The organism is Bradyrhizobium sp. SPXBL-04, from assembly GCF_051853035.1.
GTDB classification, from domain to species: Bacteria; Pseudomonadota; Alphaproteobacteria; order Rhizobiales; family Xanthobacteraceae; genus Bradyrhizobium; species Bradyrhizobium zhanjiangense.
Map to the genome: position 1 here is coordinate 8,548,458 of NZ_CP182472.1, position 16,126 is coordinate 8,564,583.

The following is a 16,126-nucleotide window of genomic DNA, read 5'->3' on the forward strand; positions in this document are numbered from 1 at the left end:
CGCCGCGCGACTCGTATTCACGCACCGCGCGCTGGGAAAACCGGCGTCAGCGTTCCTTTACCGCGCACGTCGATCTGCCGCGCGCAGCGCCAGCGGAATAGGATTTAGACCTGACCGCCCATAACGGCACTAGCGGCCAATCCGTCGCCGGGTCGATGCGGTGAAGCGAGGGCCGCAAATCTCGTGATGCCGGGCGGCCAATGCCCGCGAAATTAATTGCTTCTGCATTGCGACGTCGCTCCCTAGGGTCGGCCTGTGCTTGACGAATTCCAACGTCCGCACGAGCACGGTCAAGTGCGTGATCCCGGAAAGAGGCGACTACGATCATGAGCAATGCCATCACTGCCACCGGAGAGAAGCCGCTAACTCCGGCCATGCTGCGCGAGTTGTCGATGCGGTGCAATTGGCGAGGTCTGGTCCGTGCGGCCAGCCACTACGGCGTCATCATCGTTGTCGGCGCGCTGATCTGGCTGGTCTCGTCGCGATACGGAATCGTCTGGACATTGCCGCTGGTCGTCGTCCAAGGTTACTTTGTCGCATTCCTGTTCATGGTGGTACACGAGACCGCCCACAAGACGGCGTTTCGGAGCCGCGCTCTTAATCTCGCCTTCGGTCATCTCTCCTCGTTCGCGGTCGGCTTGCCTTACGAATATTACTGCCTGTTCCACTGGGATCATCATCGGTATACGCAGGATCCAAAGAGGGACCCAGAACTGCTGTCGGTTCCGATCCCGACCTCGGACGCGCAACTGGTGATCGTCTACAGCGGTCTGCGGCAAGTTGCCTTCCGGGCGTGGCTGATGCTTCGCCATGCGTTGACCGGCAACGCCACGTCACCCTGGATTCCGGAAAGCAAGCGCTGCGTTGTCGTGAGGGAAGCACGCCTCTATCTGGCAGGCTACGTCGCGCTGCTGCTGGCATCGGTCGCGCTGCACACCTTGTTCCTGTTGTGGGTCTGGGTCGTCCCCGTGCTCGTCGGTCAATTGTTTCTGCGTCCGTATCTCCTTGCCGAACACACCGGTTGCGATCGTACGCGCAGCGCCTTCCAGAATACCCGCACCACCTATACCGCCATGTTCGTGCGCTGGTTTGCATGGAACATGCCCTATCATGTCGAGCACCATGCCTATCCTTCGATTCCGTTCCATGCGCTGCCGAAACTGAACGGGATCGTCGCCGATCAGATCGTCTACAGGGGCCCGGGCTACATCGCAGTGACGCGGCAGACGTGGGCCTGGTTTCGCCGCGCACGCAACGGCATCGAAAGCTCGATCGGTTCTGATTGAATCGGGATTAGGGCTTGGCGAAGGCCAGCAGGGTGCCGTTGTCGCAGGCTACGAAGCGCCCAAGGTGTGAGCAGCTTGATGAATTTATTGCACCAGTCACAGTCGGAAGCTGGCCTGCTTGCGCAAAAATTGGACAGCATCGAGCCTTGTCGATTAATTGCTTCACGGTCTCCCGTCTTGAGACGACCCTCTCGTCACGGTCGATCACTCCGGTCGCCGGCATCACAGGGGTTTGGCATGCGATCAACAACCGCTCTTCGCTCTGCCGTGTTCGTGCTTACTGCGTCCTTCCTGTTTGCGACGCCTCAGCGCGCGACCGCCGAAGAATTGCTGAAGGCGCGGCTCGCCCAGAATCTTGGGCCGATCTCGGGACTGGCGATTGTCGCCAATGCGAAGGGCATTTTCGCCAGGCAGGGGCTCGACATCTCGGTCTCCAATTTCACCAGCGGGAAGCAATGCCTCGATACGGTGCTTGGAGGAGGGGCGGATATCGCGACAACCGCCGAGGCGCCGGTCACGGCGGCCGCGATGGCGCAACAGCCGATCGCCTTCGTGGCGGGGATGGAATATTCGGATCTCAAGACCATGACCGCGGCTTCTGCCGGGATCAAGACGAAGGCCGATCTGCGTGGAAAGCGAATCGCCTTTACGGCCGGAACCGGCAGCGAAGTTTACACGTCGGTTCTGTTGAAAGCGGCGGGCCTGACTTCGAAGGACGTGACGCTCGTCAACCTGCGACCTCAGGAGATGCTCCCCGCCATGGCGGCCGGCAGCATCGACGCGTTCGATACCTGGGAGCCGCACGTCGCGAATGCGAAGAAGGCTCTTGGCGAAGGCGCGATCCCGCTTGAGACCAAAGGTCTCTACTCGGAGACCTTCAACATTGTCGTGACGCAGTCTTACCTCGCGGCCAACCCGGCGATCGTGAGCAAGTTCCTGGCGTCCCTTATCGAAGCCGAGGGCTGGCTCAAGGCGCATCCGGATGATGCGATCGACGTCATCGCCACAGCGACCGGGATGAAACGCGACGAATTGGCTTCGATCTGGCCGGACTATGTCTACCGTGTGCGCCTCGACGACAGGATTCTCACGACTCTGAAAACCCATGCTGCCTGGCGGCTCGAGACCGGCAATCATCCCCCTGGAGCGAGCATGCCCGATTTCTCGAAAGTCCTGGTGACGGCGCCGCTGAAGACGCTCGATCCAGCTCGCGTCACGTTGGAGGCGCGCCCGTGAGTGTCGGAAGACGCAGCAGCGCGAGCGCGACCGCACGGCTGAGCGTACTGTTCGCCGTCCTCTCCGTGCCCGCCTTCACAGGCGTGTGGGAACTGGTTGCGCGCTCCGGCATCGTGAACGCCGTGCTGTTTCCGCCGCCATCGACCGTCGCTGTCGCCATTCTCGAATGGATTCGCAGCGGACAATTCTTCGCCGACCTGATGGCGAGCCTCTCGCGCGTGGCCGCGGGATTTGCGATCGGGGCCGCGGGCGGGATCGTGCTCGGCGTCCTGACTGGCCGGTTTCGGCTGGTGTCCAGCCTGCTTTCACCCTTGTTTCACATCCTTCGTCCAATTCCTCCCGTCGCCTTCGTGCCGATCGTCATCCTTTGGTTTGGCCTCTCGGAGACAGGCAAGCTTTTCCTGGTCGTTTGGGGAGTGTTCTTCACGGTATGGCTCGCGACCCACATCGGGGTGCAGAAAGTCGACCGCGGACTTATCCGTGCCGCCCAGATGCTCGGCACGCCGCAGCCACAGATGCTGTGGGAGATCGTCCTTCTTGGCGCACTGCCCTATATCACGGTCGGTCTTCGGACCGCGGTAAGCATCTCCTTCTACACGCTGGTCGCCGCCGAATTGGCGGGAGCGTTCGCCGGCATCGTCTACCGTATCGAAATTGCGCAACAGAACATGCAAACGGGTCAGGTCATGGGCGGGTTGGCGGCTCTCGGGCTGCTTTCCTTCGTCGCCGACCGTTCCTTCGCGACTCTTGCCGAACGTGCCGTGTGGTGGCGATGACCCCGAGCCTGCTTCGTCCAGACCAGTCGCTGAGGCTCGTGGATACGTATTCGCCGTCCGCCCCGGCGCGTCAGGTGATCATCCGGGTCGAGGATTTGAGCATCGTCTTCGATGCGCCGAGCGGACAGGTCATCGCGGTCGATCGCGTATCCCTGGCGGTAGCCCAGGGAGAATTCGTCTCGATCGTCGGTCCATCCGGCTGCGGCAAGTCCACGCTCCTGAATGCGATGGCCGGCCTCGAACGGCCGTTCGAGGGCCAAGTGCTCATGGCCGGCAAAGCAATGCGCGCACCACGACCCGAGATCGGGATGGTCTTCCAGCAGCCACATCTGTTTCCGTGGAAATCGGTACGCCGGAACATCGCGCACGGGCCGCGCGCCCTCGGCAAGCCGAAAGCGGAGGCGCTGCGGATTGCCGACGACCTCATCGAGATGATCGGGCTGACCAAATTTGCGTCGGCATATCCGCACACGCTATCTGGAGGCATGCAGCAGCGGGTTGCGATTGCCCGTGCCCTCGCCAACCAGCCGCGCGTGCTGTTGATGGACGAGCCGTTCGGAGCGCTGGATGCGCAGACCCGGGCGGTCATGCAGGACAATCTGCTCGAGCTCCGCGAGCGGATCAACGCAACAATCGTCTTCGTCACACACGACATCGATGAAGCGATCCTTCTCTCTGACCGTGTGCTGATCATGAGCGCGGGACCAGGCCGCATCCTCAAGGATCTTCAGGTGAGTCTGCCGCGACCGCGCTCCAGCGCCATCGTTGCGGAGGCTGCCTATCTCGCCCTCAAGCGGGATTGCCTTGACCTGATCCGCTCGGAAGGCCGCCGGGCCTTCGAGCAAATGGAAGTCAAGGCGTAGGCGCCTGACGACAGCTCTGGCATGGCTCTTGAATGGCTTTCCTTGCGGCGGGCAAGGGAGCGAGCAGATGTCAGCGGCAAGTCTCAGGAATACGACCGGCATCATGCTGGCGGGATCGGATGCTCTGGTCGGGTCGCTGCCCAGCTTGTTGGATCCGTTGTGTGAGGCTGACCGGCGTCGTGTCCTCGCCATCGGCCGCGAGGAGGTCCTGCAGGCAGGCAAGCATGTCTGGCGCCAGGGCGATCTGCAGAACGGCATTTATCTGATCGAAGAGGGGCGTATTCGCAGCTACTACGCGGCTCCTTCCGGACGCGAGGTGACGCTGGCCTACTGGTTCGCCGGCAATTTCGTCGGCGGCCCGGATCTGTTCGGTACTGGTGCCCACGTATGGTCTTCGGTCGCGGTGGAACGGAGCCAGGTTACGTTCTTGCCCGGCCCAGCCCTCCGCGCGCTCGCGCTTCAATCGGCTAGTATCGCGGTCGCGCTGCTGGATGCACTCGCCTTCAAGGCACGGTGCTATTCGGCCATGGCGCAAATGCTGGGGACCCGCTCGGTGACCGAGCGGTTGCATCGTCTGTTGGTCTTCCTCTCGAAGATCTACGGCTCGCAGCAGGGCCGTGAGATCGTGATCGGGATCCCGTTCACACATGGTGATCTCGCCAATCTGATCGGTTCAACACGCCAATGGGTTACGGTGCAGCTTTCCCGCATGCAGGCAAGGGGTGTCATCCGTTATCACCGAGGCCTGATTGTAATCCTCAATCCGCGCGCTCTCGATCTCGAAGTCGTCTAGGACGCGGCCTTCGGATATACTCTTGGATCGAACAGTGCAGCCTTCGCATCGGGCAGCCATCGCTCGGCAAGGTCGAGAAGAGCATAGTCGTACCACGCAGGCGCTAGCAAAGTGATGCCCATCGGCATGCCGTTGCCGAGCGTTGCGTTGGGAACTGCCACCGCGCACAAGTCCACGAGATTGGCAAAATAAGAGTAATAACCGAGGCGACTATTGAGCGTGATCGGATCTTCCATCATCTCCGAGATCGTAAAGGGGCGTGGCGCGGTAGGTACTACCAAGACATCGATCTCCTCGAAAAGCGATTGGATCTGGCGTCGCAGCTTCAAGAGTCGATGTTGCGCGGCGAAAGCATCTGTTGCGGAAAACCGGACAGCTGCGCTCAGCACGTTGCGGATGACGTCAAGCAGGTTTCCATGGTTGATGTCCAGGAGCGCGCTGATCGCCGCATGACGTTCGGCAATCCAAGGCCCTGAAAAGAGCATTTCACCGGCTTCGGCGAAAGGCGCGAAGTCAATTTGCCTGGCTTGGCCTCCCAGTCCCGAAAGCCTCGTGCAGGCCTGCCTGTAAAGATCATTGCATTCCGGCATTCCGAATGAATTCAGATGACCGGCAGAGACCTGGCCGAACCGGAATTTGCGAGGAGATGGAAAGGACGAGGCAATCCGTTGGCGGCTATAAGGATCGCTGTCGTCGAATCCTTCGATCAACCCGAGCAGAATTCGACCCTCGGCAATGGAATTGCAGAAAATCGAGGGGCAATCGAGCGTCGGACAGTTCGGCACAAGCCCCCGGGATGAGACGAGGCCGACGGTTGGCTTGATCCCGATGATCCCATTGAAGCCTGCGGGAATCCTGCCCGAGCCGCCGGTATCTGTGCCGAGAGCGAAGGCAACATGGCCGGATGCTACGGCAGCAGCCGAACCGGAGCTCGAACCGCCGGAAATATACAGATCGTTAGCAGCGCTGGAACAGGCACCATAGGGGGAGCGGGTGCCGGACAGTCCGGTTGCGAATTGATCTAGGTTGGTTTTGCCAAGACAGATCGCACCCGCGGCCGTCAATCTCTCGACGCATCTGGCCGATTGCGCAGCCACATATTCGAATGACGGACAGGCAGCTGTCGTTGGCATGTCCTCAACATCAATGTTGTCCTTGACGCCGAATGGCACGCCAAGGAGCGGCAGGACTTCACCCTCCTCCGCTCGCTGCACAAGGGCATCAGCCTCGGCCAGCGCTTCTTCTATGGGCCGCACATAGATCCAGCAGTTGCGGCGCCGGTCCCGTTCGATGCGCTCATAGACGGTTGTGATGATGGAGGCTAACTCGGCATGCGAACGTAGAGGTCGACTCTCCGCGGATAAGATAGCTTGCGGCACGGAATAAACTCCTGAGGGGCATGACCCCATAAATATGAAGCCGCTGCCCTGTAATGAAAGCAACTAAGCGCCTCGGCCGCACCGGCAGAACTCGAACTTGCAACCAAACCATTATGAGCGGCATGCTATCGACCGGCCTTGTTGATTTCCCTGCGTTTTCGTTCGGGTTCGATCGCGGTCGTCACGGTTCGTTTCGGGCTGTTTCTGGTGCGAAACCGGTGCGGATGAGGCGAGACGTTCAGACACCTAACCTGAAGGTCATAGGTTCAAAACACTATCCACGAATTGAACCTACCAATTAGATCGGGTTGCGCAGCTGATCCCTTCGACTGCCGATCTCGTCATGGAGCGCAGACCACGCGGGGGCGATCTAAACCGCCGGCCTCGCGGCTGCGTTGTCCGAATCTTGGTAGGTCTTTGATAAGCCTCGCTTTGTCAGCAGCCAGTCGAAATCACGCATCGATGTTGTCGGGACTCGACACGATTCGAACGTGTGGCCTTCACCTTTGGAGAGCAGGAATGCTAGGCGGCCTGCCGTATCCGTTGTTCCGCATCCAGATTTGACCGGCCGCATCGCAATATCCTGAGTCGCTCGTCGGCATGTACCGCGTCCCAGTAATCTTGCAGTGCTGTCGGTAAGCGACGGCCCGAAAGCCGCAAACAGGGCGCGGCCAATCGCTTGCAGCTGACTGCGGAGATGGTCCTCGAGGAGCTTGTGTCGCGCAATATACCCGGCATTCACGTCGGGAATTGCGCGGTTCGTAAGTATCCTAGATCGCAGTCTGGCGAACAGAACCGCGCGAATGGCGGAGAGAGTGTCAGTCAATCTCCATTGAAAGATAAAGCAGTTTTGACCTTCATGGGCCAGAAACCTACCGTTTGAGCTACTGCCAGCACGGGTTCGCTTCCAGTCAGTTCTGTAACCAGGACTTGTGGCAGGCGCCGGATCCGAACCTTAGGAGTTCGTGTCCGAAGCTTCATTCAATGTGGTAAGACCAGCAGCCGTGACGCCGGCGCCTCGGGGAGAACAAGAGATCGGGCTTCGCGTCAGGGGCCACGCCGTTAGTCTTGCCATTTCGGGAGCTCGGCAAGCTCGGCGTGCCCTCTTCAGGCTGCCGCCCGTTCACCAAGGAAGCCGTCAACCGCACCAAAGACCTGCCAGCGATTCTTCTCCATGAACACCGAATGGGTGCCCTCGCCGATCTCGATCCATCGACGATAGGGTGCCGCCGAGAGTTTGCTGAATACCGTCCGGGCCATATCCATCGGGCAGTCGTGATCCCATTCGGCGTGAACGATCAAGACCGGCATCGTGAGCAGGGCAGGATCATAGAGCGGCTTGCCGGACGCCCAATATTCCCGGCTGTCCTGAACCGTTCCGTTCGGCGCACGCAGCTTGTCCGGCCCTAACCCGGTTTTGGCAAAGGTCGCCTCTGCCCACGCACCGAACCAGGCTGCCGGCAGTATCGCATCCTTCTTCTCATCGGGAACACCGTTGAGCCAGCGGCTCTTGGTCGCCGAGCGTTCGACGATACGGTAGGCTCCGAGGGGGCCGCCGGAATCAGCCGCGCTCGGGGTCGTCCGTAGCCACTGCGGAGCGATCAGAACAAGCTTATTGACGTGCGCCAGGTTCTCCGAGGCGTAGCGTGACATCAGCGTCGTACCCCACGACCACCCGATCAGGTTGATCTTGTCGACACCTCGCCGCGACCGGATGAACGCAGCAGCGCTGGTGACGTCGCGCACGGCGACAGGCGTGCGCACGATCGGCTGATTGTCAGACGCCGGTGCTTCCATTTCGGGCGGACGGGTCGACCTGCCATAGCCGCGGACATCGACGAGATAGACGTCATAGCCCTGCTGGGCCAGATGATCCATCCAGGACAAGCCATCCAAACGAAGGTCGAACGAAGCCGACGCCGGATAGGTCGATCCCGCGACGAATAAGACCGTCTTGTCGGCCGAGAACTGGACCAGGTCGGACCGTCGCTTGTTGCGAACGAAAAGTTCGATCCCTGCGGTATCGCTCGGGATCATCATCTCTTCGCTGATGATGGCGTCGGCGATCGATTTGTGCATCTCGGTGTCCTCTCAGGTTTACACGAACCGCCAGTCGAACCTGTCGCCGCTACGCGTGACGAGTCCGGCTGACGTGTTGGCGAAATGAGCCGTGAAAACGGTCGAGCGATCTTCCGCTGCCTGTTCGAGAAGCCAGCGGCGCGATGCGCGGGCGTGCTCCTCGTGCTCACAAAACGCGCTGTTCCAGTCCGGACGAAAGATCTGAAGGGGCTGATGCATGATGTCGCCGCTGAAGAGTGCCTTCTGCCCCTGGTCACAGAGCTGGATCGCGACGTGACCAGGGCTATGCCCCGGGGTTGGATGGAACGTAAGACCGTCCCCGATCGCAGCCTCGCCATCGACGATCTCGGCCTGTCCGCTCTGGATGACAGGAAGAACGCTGTCCTCGAATACGCCGGCGCTGAAGCCTTCCTTGCCAGCCGGGCCGGACCAATGATCGTACTCGGCCTTGGAGAAGACGTACTTGGCATTCGGGAACGTCGGCACCCAGCGGCCGTTGAGGAGTCGCGTGTTCCAACCGCAATGATCCGCGTGCAGGTGAGTACAGCAGACATAATCGACCTGTTCGGGTGAGACGCCGGCTTCCGCCAGCCGGTCGAGGAACGGCAGATTCAACTGATGAAAGCGCGGCAGCATCGGACGGTTCTTGTCGTTGCCCGCGCAACTGTCGATCAGGATCGTGTGGTGCTGCGTCTTCAGAACCCAGGTGTGGATGCTCGCGATGAAGCGCCCCTCCGCCTCGTCGAAGCAATCCGGGATCATCAATGCTCGGTGCTTCTCCAGAACCGACTGATCCCAATCCGGGAAGAGGAAGTCCGGGGTGAAACCCGGACCTCGGATTTCGATAACCTGACGAATGGCAACGTTGCCGATCGCGTGCACTGCGGTCATTTGAAACAGGCTTTCGTGCTTTGTGCAGATTGAAGCGTGACCGCTAGGCCGTGACGGTCGCGACTGACTCGACCTTGACCGCTGCCGGCACCGATTGAAGCCAGAACAAGCCGAGGAAGAACGAGATCGCCGAAACGACCATCATGTAGTAAAGACCGGCGTATATGTCGCCGCTCGAGATCTGGAGTGCCGCGGCGATCGCCGGCAAGAGGCCACCGAAATAGCCGTTACCCACATGATAGCTGAACGAGACCGACGTGTAGCGCACCTGGGGCGGAAACAGATCGGTCATCGCCGACGCCAACGGACCGAAGATCATGCCGGCAACCGTGCTCAGCGCCGCCAGCACCAGGATGATCATGGCGAAATTCATCGCACTTGGATCGGCACGGCTCGGATATCCAGCCTCCTCCAGCGCATGCTTCAGCTTGCCGGTGAACGCCGCAACGTCCGGAGCCTGCCCTGTCGTGGCAACCGGAATTGCCCTGGCTCCGACGAAAACCGTCGCGACCGCGCCTTTTGCTTCGGACCTTGTGGAATAAGGTGCTCCGAATCGTATCAAGGCGTTCTTGGCGATGTCGCACCCCGTGGCGAACTTCGCCGTTCCGACCGGATTGAATTGGAAGGAACACTCCGATGCATCCGCTGCAACGGTGACCGGGACGACGGCTTGCGCCGTATACAGCGCAGGGTTGGCATAGAAGATAAGCGCCTTGTAGAGCGGGAGGTAGGTGAACGTGCCGATGACGCAGGCGGCCAGGATAAATATCTTGGTGCCGTAGCGGTCGCTCAACCAACCGAAGAAGATCATCACCGGCAGCGTCAGCATCAGGGCCGCACCGACCAGGAGACTCGCGATCTGCGGATCGACCTTGGCCGTGCCGGTGAGAAACACCAGAGAATAGATCTGAGCACCGACCAGCAGCACGCTCTGGGGGACGACCATCGCAAACATCGCGATCAACACGCGTTTCAGATTCGGCAGCACCCGGAGGGTGTCGTAGATCGGAGACTTCGAGAGCGTTCCCTCGTTCTTCATCTTGAGGAAGAGCGGCGATTCCTGCAGCTTCAACCGAATCCAGACCGAGATCGCGAGCGGCAACACCGAACTGATGAACAGGATGCGCCAGCCCCAGTCATTGAATGCCTCGGGCGTCATGCTGGCGCGCATGAGATACACGGATAGCATCGAAAGAACGAAGCCGATCGGTGCAGACGTTTGCAGCCAGGACGTCAGCCAGCCGCGGCGCCCCTGCGGGGCATGCTCTGCGATGTAGGTCGCAGCGCCGCCATACTCGCCGCCAAGAGCCAATCCCTGGATCATTCGCAGCAGGATCAAGATCGAAGGCGCCCACAGGCCGATCGACGCATAGCTCGGCACCAGACCGACGGCAACGGTCGAAAATCCCATCATCAGGATCGTGGTGAGAAATGTTTGCTTGCGTCCGATCATGTCGCCGATGCGACCGAACACCAGCGCTCCGAACGGACGAACGAGATAGCCCGTGCCGAAGGTGAGAAGCGCGAAGACATTGGCCCAGACCGGATTGTCGCCCGAGAAGAAATTGACCGAGATGGCCGAAGCCACCGAGATGTACATGAAGAAATCGTACCACTCGATGACCGTACCGACAGTCGCTGCGATCATGACCTTTCGCTGCAACTCGATGGTGGGCTCCGCCGCGACAGGACCGGCGTTTGGCAGCTTCCTCATCTGTAACCCCCAACTGTGTTGTCCGCGTTCGCGGCTCATACGATCCGGCTTGCGTTGATGTCCTCCGTCGTGGGATATTTGAAATCGATAGATGAGATAGGAGGTATAATCCAGGTGGATGTCAGGGCACACGACATGCCTCTACTCGTATCGCTCAAGGTGATGCTCGATGAGAGGAACGTCACCCGCGCGGCCGCACGGCTTGGCATCAGCCAACCGGCACTTTCGGCCCAACTGGCCAGGCTTCGCGATATCTTCAAGGATCAGTTGCTGACGCCTGCCGCCTCGGGAAAAGGCATGGTCCTAACTCCGCGGGGAAATGAGCTCAAGGAACCCCTGCGACTTGCTCTGCAGAATCTGCAAGATGTTATCGGCCCACCATCTGGCTTCGACCCAAAGAAATCGGATCGAACTTTCACGATCGGCGCGAACGACAACGCAACCGCTATCGTTGGATCGCGGCTGGTTGCGTTCTCGCGACGGGATGGCTTATCGGGCATCCGGTTCGCTTTCCGCTCGATCGATGTGACGAAATTGGCCGGCCAGCTCGAGGCGGGAGATCTCGACGTTGCGCTGGTTTCGAAAGATGCGGTCCCAAGCGGAATGCCGTCCCAGCCGCTGCTCGAAGAACGGTTCATGATGGCCCAGCGCAAGGATCATCCGCGCGGATTGCGGCGGCCCACGATGAGAGAGTATTCGCGCCTGGAGCATGTCATCGTTTCGGGAGAAGGCGGCGGCTTTCGCGGCTTCATCGACGATGTCCTGGCGAAGGACGGGCTGACGCGTCGCGTCGCCGTGTCAGTTCAGCACTACAGCGTCGTGCCGCTCTTGCTACAGTCGACCGACCTCGTTTGCACTCTTCCGCAGCGTTTTCTCAACCGCTACCGTGATGTCCTGCAACCCCTGCCCCTGCCCTTCGATACGAGGCCCTTCACGCTGCACGCCACCTGGCACGCCAGATTCGATAACGATCGCGGGCATCAATGGCTTCGGCAGCAACTCAAGGACTGCGCCGCAGGCTAGCAACGCGAGCTGAAGTGAACCACTTGCTCATTTGACGCAGCGCCCCGGCCGAAGAAGACTCAAGATTTCTTCGACATTTCAGCCAACTCCGGGCCGCCTGTGTGTCGCGGTCTGGCCGACGAGCTGGAAGAGAGGCCCTCGTCCTTGTTGATGGCGACGATGATATTGGACTCCGTCAGGCCAGCCATTTCGTACATTCGGCCAAGCTAACGAATTCAAACGCGCCAAATCGTAGTTTGGCGCACGAAATCGCGCAAATGGCGGAGAGAGTGTCAGTCAACTCCCATTGAACAATAAAGCATTTTCGACCTTCATAGACCAAAACCCACCATTCGAGCTACGGCCCGAAATGGGATTTCGCCGCCGGCAAAAGCCTGTTCAGCCGATGGCCCATCATCGACAACAACCCCATCGAGCGACAAGCGAAAGGCAAATTGCCGTCGCGCGCATGGGGCACAAATCCCAGCCCCGTGCGTGCCGCAGAACCGATCCGCAGGTCATGGCCGAAACGCGAGAGCGGCGATCCCGAACGCGGCAAACAGCATTCCCGACCAGAAATCCCTGGTCAGCAACATCCGTTTGAGCACCATGCCCACCATTTCGAAAACTCAGGCTTTGCCCGCGATGTTCCATCCGCGTGCGATGTCGCCGGGGGCTTCCCAGCCATCCTCAGTGACGATCAGCGTATCCTCAAGCTTGATGTAGCCGCGCGAAGGATGGAGCATCGCGGTCTCGACCGAGATCACCATCCCGGGCTGCAGCGGCCGATCGGCATCGTAAGGCGCATAAGGCACCGGCCCACGTCCGGTGAGCCGCGGCGCCTCGTGACTGACAAGGCCGATGCCGTGCGCCGTGTAGTCCAGCACATTGCCATGCGGCGCCCGGCGCACCGCCTCTTCGCCGGCGGCGATGATGTCGCCGCCACGCGCACCGGGGCTGATCGCGCCGCGCGCTACCTGCTGGATCTCCTCGATCTCGTGCAGCAGGTCGTGCAATTCCGCGTCGGGCTCGCCCACCACGCCCATGCGGCTGAGGTCGCCGATATAGCCTTTATAGTTGCCGCCGGAATCGAGCGAGATCACGTCGCCCGCCTTCAGGCGCTGATCGGAGGGTGCGCGGTTGTGGCTGTTGCCGGCAGCGATCAGGCAGTACTCGAACACAAGGTCCCTGTCGTGTTCCTCGCGCCGCAGCCGATCGACGATATCGTGCTTGCTCATGCCCGGCGCGCAGATGTCGAAGGTCGCCGTCATCGCGTCCACCACGCGCTCGGAAGCTTCACGCACCAGGTCAAGCTCTGCCGCGGTCTTGACCGCGCGCAGCCGTTCCAGCACGAATTGCGCGTCCGCCAGCGACGCGCCGCCGAGCTCTTTGCTCAGGAGATCCTTGGCATCGGACGGCAGGAAACTCGGCTCGAACCCGACGCGTTTCACGTCGGCGCCCAGCGCCTTGATGTGATCGATGGCGAGACGGATCGCGTCCGTGCTACCCCAGGAAGCGGTCTTGACCGCGGGCGCCGCAATGCGGCCGAGTTCCTTCTCGAACCCTTCCATGCGGTTGCCGATATAGAGCGCATTCTCCGGACGCCCGCGCTGATAGACGTACACCGGCAAATAGCGGCTGACGCCAATCGCCTCCATCGCGTCGAAGAAGAAAAAGCGATAGCCGCCGAGCAGATACTGAACGTTGTGGCGGGACGTGACGACCAGCGCGTCGAGCCCCGCCTCGTGCATCAGCCGGTCGAGCTTTTCGGTATCGAACGGCGCGCGCGCTGTGATCTTCCTGTCCGCTACATTCATGCCCTTGCTCCAATTATGCTCGCTGGGTCGTGGCGTGCTCGCGCACCGGCACCGTTTCGCGCGGTGCTACGGCCGGATCGCCGCTCTCTAGCGCCAGCGGCTTGCCATGGGTTTCGATACCAAGCAGGCTGAAGGCGAGCCCGATCGCGAGGCCGCAGGCGGCCAGGAACAGAAACGCCGGAGTGACGGCCTCGATGGTGGCCTTGGGCGTGATCAGATTCGACGCGCCGGCGATCAGCGCGAGGCAGAGCGGTCCCGAAATCTTTCCGACACCGTTGGCGGCCTGCGCCAGTCCCACGCCGCGCGCGCTTAGCCGCACCGGAAAGATCTCGGCGGAATACGGCGCGATGTTGGAAAAGCCGCCATCGAAGAACAGCGCGGCCGGAATCAACAGCACGACGAACGCCGGATAGCCAAAGATGATGCGGTCGAAGAACAGCGCCGCCGCGCCGAGCGAAAGCGCGATGCCATAGCCCATGATCTCACCGCAGCGCCGCCGCCCAAGCCATTGCGGCAGGAACGAGAACGCGGTACGGCCGAGCATGCCGGTCAGGCTGACGAAGACGAAGAGATGGGCGGCCTGCATCGGCGACACGCCCATCAGCAGCGCGACGATCGTGGGCCCCCACAGGAACACGCCGTAATTGGCCGTGCTCGCGCCGAACCAGACGATCACCGTGAGCCAGAACAGTTTTGGCTTGGCCAACAGATCGGCGAAGCTCGAGGCCGGCGACCGCACATGGCCTGCCGGCGCGATAGCCGGCTGCGGCAAATTATCCGGCGGCACGTTTAATGCCCGGCCGACGATGCGGCGCGCCTCGGCGTGACGCCCGCGCGATACCAGCCAGCGCACGGACTCCGGCATAACGAGTGCGATCAGGATCGCCGGCGCCAGCGGCGAGAAGCCCAGCGCCGCGAGGCCGCGCCAACCGATCAGCTGCAACAGCGTCGCGGCCGTGAGCGACGCCGCGAGGATTCCGAGCGAGACCGGGATCACCGTGACGCTGGTCAGGATCGTGCGGTGCCGTGTCGGCGTATATTCGACGATCAGTGGCAGCGCGACCGCGGCAACCGCGCCGATGCCGAAGCCGACGACGAAGCGCAGGCACGCGAACAGGATCCACGCGCCGTCCGGGATGATCGAGATGGAGCCTGCGCCCAGCGCGCAAAGAACGACGCCTGCGACCGTCAACGTCTTGCGGCCGAAATGATCCGCCAGCGCGCCCCAGGCCAGTGATCCGACGATCGCGCCGACGCCGGCGCTGAGCAGCATGACCGAGGTCTGGCCGAACGTCAGGTGCCATTGCGGGGCCAGCACCGCCACCAGGAAGCCCACGATGAAGAAGTCGAAAAAATCAAAGATGCTTGTCGTGACGGCTAGCGCCATGCTGACCCAGTAACGGGCATTGAGCGGCGCCTCGTCATAGAGCGTGACGAGATCCTCCCCTTTGGTCTCCATGGTCATCCTCCTCCGTGTTTTGTCGTTGTTTTGTCTGGTCGCCTCGCAAAAATGCCCGTACCTCCGCCGCGACAGCGGCAGGATCTTGAATGGTCCCGATGTGGCCGATGCCGGCGATGGTCGCGGTCTTCGCGCCCGCGATCTCGCGCGCCAGCGACAGCGTATGCGCCGGCGGGATCAGGCGGTCGGCACCACCAGCCAGCACCAGCGTTGGCGCCGTGATCGCGCCGGGCTCGAACGCGATCGGCTGCGTCAGGATGGCGCCGCGGCGCTGCTTCTGTTCGGCATCGCGCGTGCTGCTGGTGAAGATCGCCAGCACCTCCGGATGCGCCGCGATGTAGTCGGGCGGCACAAAATACTCGGCGAACTCGCAGACCGATTCCGGCATGCGGTTGCGCAGCGCCGCAAACGCCGGGAAGCCTTCCGGATTGATCGACATCACCGACGCACCGGGCCGGAAGGTGCTCGACAGCACTAGGCGATCGATGCGCCCGGCGTGACGTGCGGCCAGCACCTGCGCGATGACCCCGCCGAGCGAGGTGCCGAACACATGGGCGCACCGATAGCCAAGCGCTGCGATCAGCGCGGCAGCATCGTCGGCGAGTTCCTCGAGACCGTAGGACTGCGGCGGATTACGGGTCGCGCCGGAATCGCGCTGGTCGTAGGCGATCACGGTGAAATGCGGCGCCAGTAGTGCGCCGAAGGCATCGAACATCGAGTGGTCGGCTTCGGCGCCATGCAGAAGCAATAGCGGCGGTCCCTCCCCGCTGCGCTTGAAGGCAATCGTGGTGCCGTTGGCTTCGATTGTATCCATGGCTATCGTATCCATGA

Annotated in this window: 13 protein-coding genes; 6 read left to right on the forward strand and 7 right to left on the reverse strand. The window is 61.4% G+C overall.

All coding sequences use genetic code 11. From position 1 onward, the window contains the following. The first annotated feature begins 326 nt into the window (after positions 1-326). From ACNJX8_RS40705 to ACNJX8_RS40725, 5 genes are all read left to right on the forward strand, one after another. The gene (locus ACNJX8_RS40705; protein WP_439359131.1) at positions 327-1,286 is read left to right on the forward strand and encodes a fatty acid desaturase; all 960 of its coding nucleotides are present in this window, start codon (positions 327-329) and stop codon (positions 1,284-1,286) included. A 237-nt stretch (positions 1,287-1,523) separates the two neighbouring features. Continuing rightward, positions 1,524-2,522, forward strand: a complete 999-nt coding sequence (locus ACNJX8_RS40710) for an NrtA/SsuA/CpmA family ABC transporter substrate-binding protein (RefSeq protein WP_245473569.1) — start codon at positions 1,524-1,526, stop codon at positions 2,520-2,522. A 113-nt stretch (positions 2,523-2,635) separates the two neighbouring features. After that, the gene (locus tag ACNJX8_RS40715) at positions 2,636-3,298 is read left to right on the forward strand and encodes an ABC transporter permease (RefSeq protein ID WP_245473570.1); all 663 of its coding nucleotides are present in this window, start codon (positions 2,636-2,638) and stop codon (positions 3,296-3,298) included. Then, positions 3,286-4,161: an ABC transporter ATP-binding protein gene (locus tag ACNJX8_RS40720; RefSeq protein ID WP_439359132.1), complete on the forward strand. Its 876-nt coding sequence runs from the start codon at positions 3,286-3,288 to the stop codon at positions 4,159-4,161. The genes ACNJX8_RS40715 and ACNJX8_RS40720 overlap by 13 nt, the downstream gene beginning before the upstream one ends. 103 nt (positions 4,162-4,264) lie before the next feature. Further along, the gene (locus ACNJX8_RS40725; RefSeq protein ID WP_244551260.1) at positions 4,265-4,954 is read left to right on the forward strand and encodes a Crp/Fnr family transcriptional regulator; all 690 of its coding nucleotides are present in this window, start codon (positions 4,265-4,267) and stop codon (positions 4,952-4,954) included. Here the strand turns inward: ACNJX8_RS40725 and atzF are convergent. The 4 genes from atzF to ACNJX8_RS40745 form a co-directional block, all read right to left on the reverse strand. Then, entirely contained in the window at positions 4,951-6,333 is a 1,383-nt protein-coding gene (gene atzF / locus ACNJX8_RS40730) for an allophanate hydrolase (RefSeq protein WP_439359133.1), read from the reverse strand. The genes ACNJX8_RS40725 and atzF overlap by 4 nt on opposite strands. A 1,107-nt stretch (positions 6,334-7,440) precedes the next feature. Further along, entirely contained in the window at positions 7,441-8,412 is a 972-nt protein-coding gene (locus tag ACNJX8_RS40735) for an alpha/beta hydrolase (protein ID WP_439359134.1), read from the reverse strand. Positions 8,413-8,430: 18 nt separating this feature from the next. Next, positions 8,431-9,303 carry an MBL fold metallo-hydrolase gene (locus ACNJX8_RS40740; protein ID WP_439359135.1) on the reverse strand — a complete coding sequence of 291 codons (873 nt, stop codon included), beginning with the start codon at positions 9,301-9,303 and terminating at the stop codon, positions 8,431-8,433. A gap of 43 nt (positions 9,304-9,346) precedes the next feature. Continuing rightward, entirely contained in the window at positions 9,347-11,017 is a 1,671-nt protein-coding gene (locus ACNJX8_RS40745; protein WP_439359136.1) for an MFS transporter, read from the reverse strand. 57 nt (positions 11,018-11,074) lie between these two features. Here ACNJX8_RS40745 and ACNJX8_RS40750 point away from each other — a divergent pair, with 57 nt between their 5' ends. Continuing rightward, complete coding sequence (locus ACNJX8_RS40750; protein WP_439359137.1) at positions 11,075-12,040, forward strand: LysR family transcriptional regulator; 966 nt, start codon at positions 11,075-11,077, stop codon at positions 12,038-12,040. A 608-nt stretch (positions 12,041-12,648) separates the two neighbouring features. On the opposite strand, the gene ACNJX8_RS40755 is transcribed toward ACNJX8_RS40750, so the two are convergent. Genes ACNJX8_RS40755 through ACNJX8_RS40765 form a run of 3 tightly spaced genes read right to left on the reverse strand, consistent with a single transcriptional unit; the run spans position 12,649 to position 16,109 of the window. Beyond that, complete coding sequence (locus tag ACNJX8_RS40755) at positions 12,649-13,836, reverse strand: M24 family metallopeptidase (RefSeq protein ID WP_439359138.1); 1,188 nt, start codon at positions 13,834-13,836, stop codon at positions 12,649-12,651. A 13-nt stretch (positions 13,837-13,849) separates the two neighbouring features. After that, complete coding sequence (locus tag ACNJX8_RS40760; protein WP_439359139.1) at positions 13,850-15,295, reverse strand: MFS transporter; 1,446 nt, start codon at positions 15,293-15,295, stop codon at positions 13,850-13,852. Continuing rightward, positions 15,258-16,109, reverse strand: coding sequence for an alpha/beta fold hydrolase (locus tag ACNJX8_RS40765; RefSeq protein WP_439359140.1), 852 nt, complete (start codon positions 16,107-16,109; stop codon positions 15,258-15,260). Before ACNJX8_RS40765 ends, ACNJX8_RS40760 begins: the two co-directional genes overlap by 38 nt. Positions 16,110-16,126 lie beyond the last annotated feature (17 nt).

Bases quoted from the DNA above. Each gene is read 5' to 3' on its own strand.
- ACNJX8_RS40705 (WP_439359131.1), top strand. From the start codon at position 327: ATGAGCAATGCCATCACTGCCACCGGAGAGAAGCCGCTAACTCCGGCC.
- ACNJX8_RS40710 (WP_245473569.1), top strand. From the start codon at position 1,524: ATGCGATCAACAACCGCTCTTCGCTCTGCCGTGTTCGTGCTTACTGCG.
- ACNJX8_RS40725 (WP_244551260.1), top strand. From the start codon at position 4,265: ATGCTGGCGGGATCGGATGCTCTGGTCGGGTCGCTGCCCAGCTTGTTG.
- ACNJX8_RS40735 (WP_439359134.1), bottom strand. From the start codon at position 8,412: ATGCACAAATCGATCGCCGACGCCATCATCAGCGAAGAGATGATGATC.
- ACNJX8_RS40740 (WP_439359135.1), bottom strand. From the start codon at position 9,303: ATGACCGCAGTGCACGCGATCGGCAACGTTGCCATTCGTCAGGTTATC.
- ACNJX8_RS40745 (WP_439359136.1), bottom strand. From the start codon at position 11,017: ATGAGGAAGCTGCCAAACGCCGGTCCTGTCGCGGCGGAGCCCACCATC.
- ACNJX8_RS40750 (WP_439359137.1), top strand. From the start codon at position 11,075: ATGTCCTCCGTCGTGGGATATTTGAAATCGATAGATGAGATAGGAGGT.
- ACNJX8_RS40755 (WP_439359138.1), bottom strand. From the start codon at position 13,836: ATGAATGTAGCGGACAGGAAGATCACAGCGCGCGCGCCGTTCGATACC.
- ACNJX8_RS40760 (WP_439359139.1), bottom strand. From the start codon at position 15,295: ATGGAGACCAAAGGGGAGGATCTCGTCACGCTCTATGACGAGGCGCCG.
- ACNJX8_RS40765 (WP_439359140.1), bottom strand. From the start codon at position 16,109: ATGGATACAATCGAAGCCAACGGCACCACGATTGCCTTCAAGCGCAGC.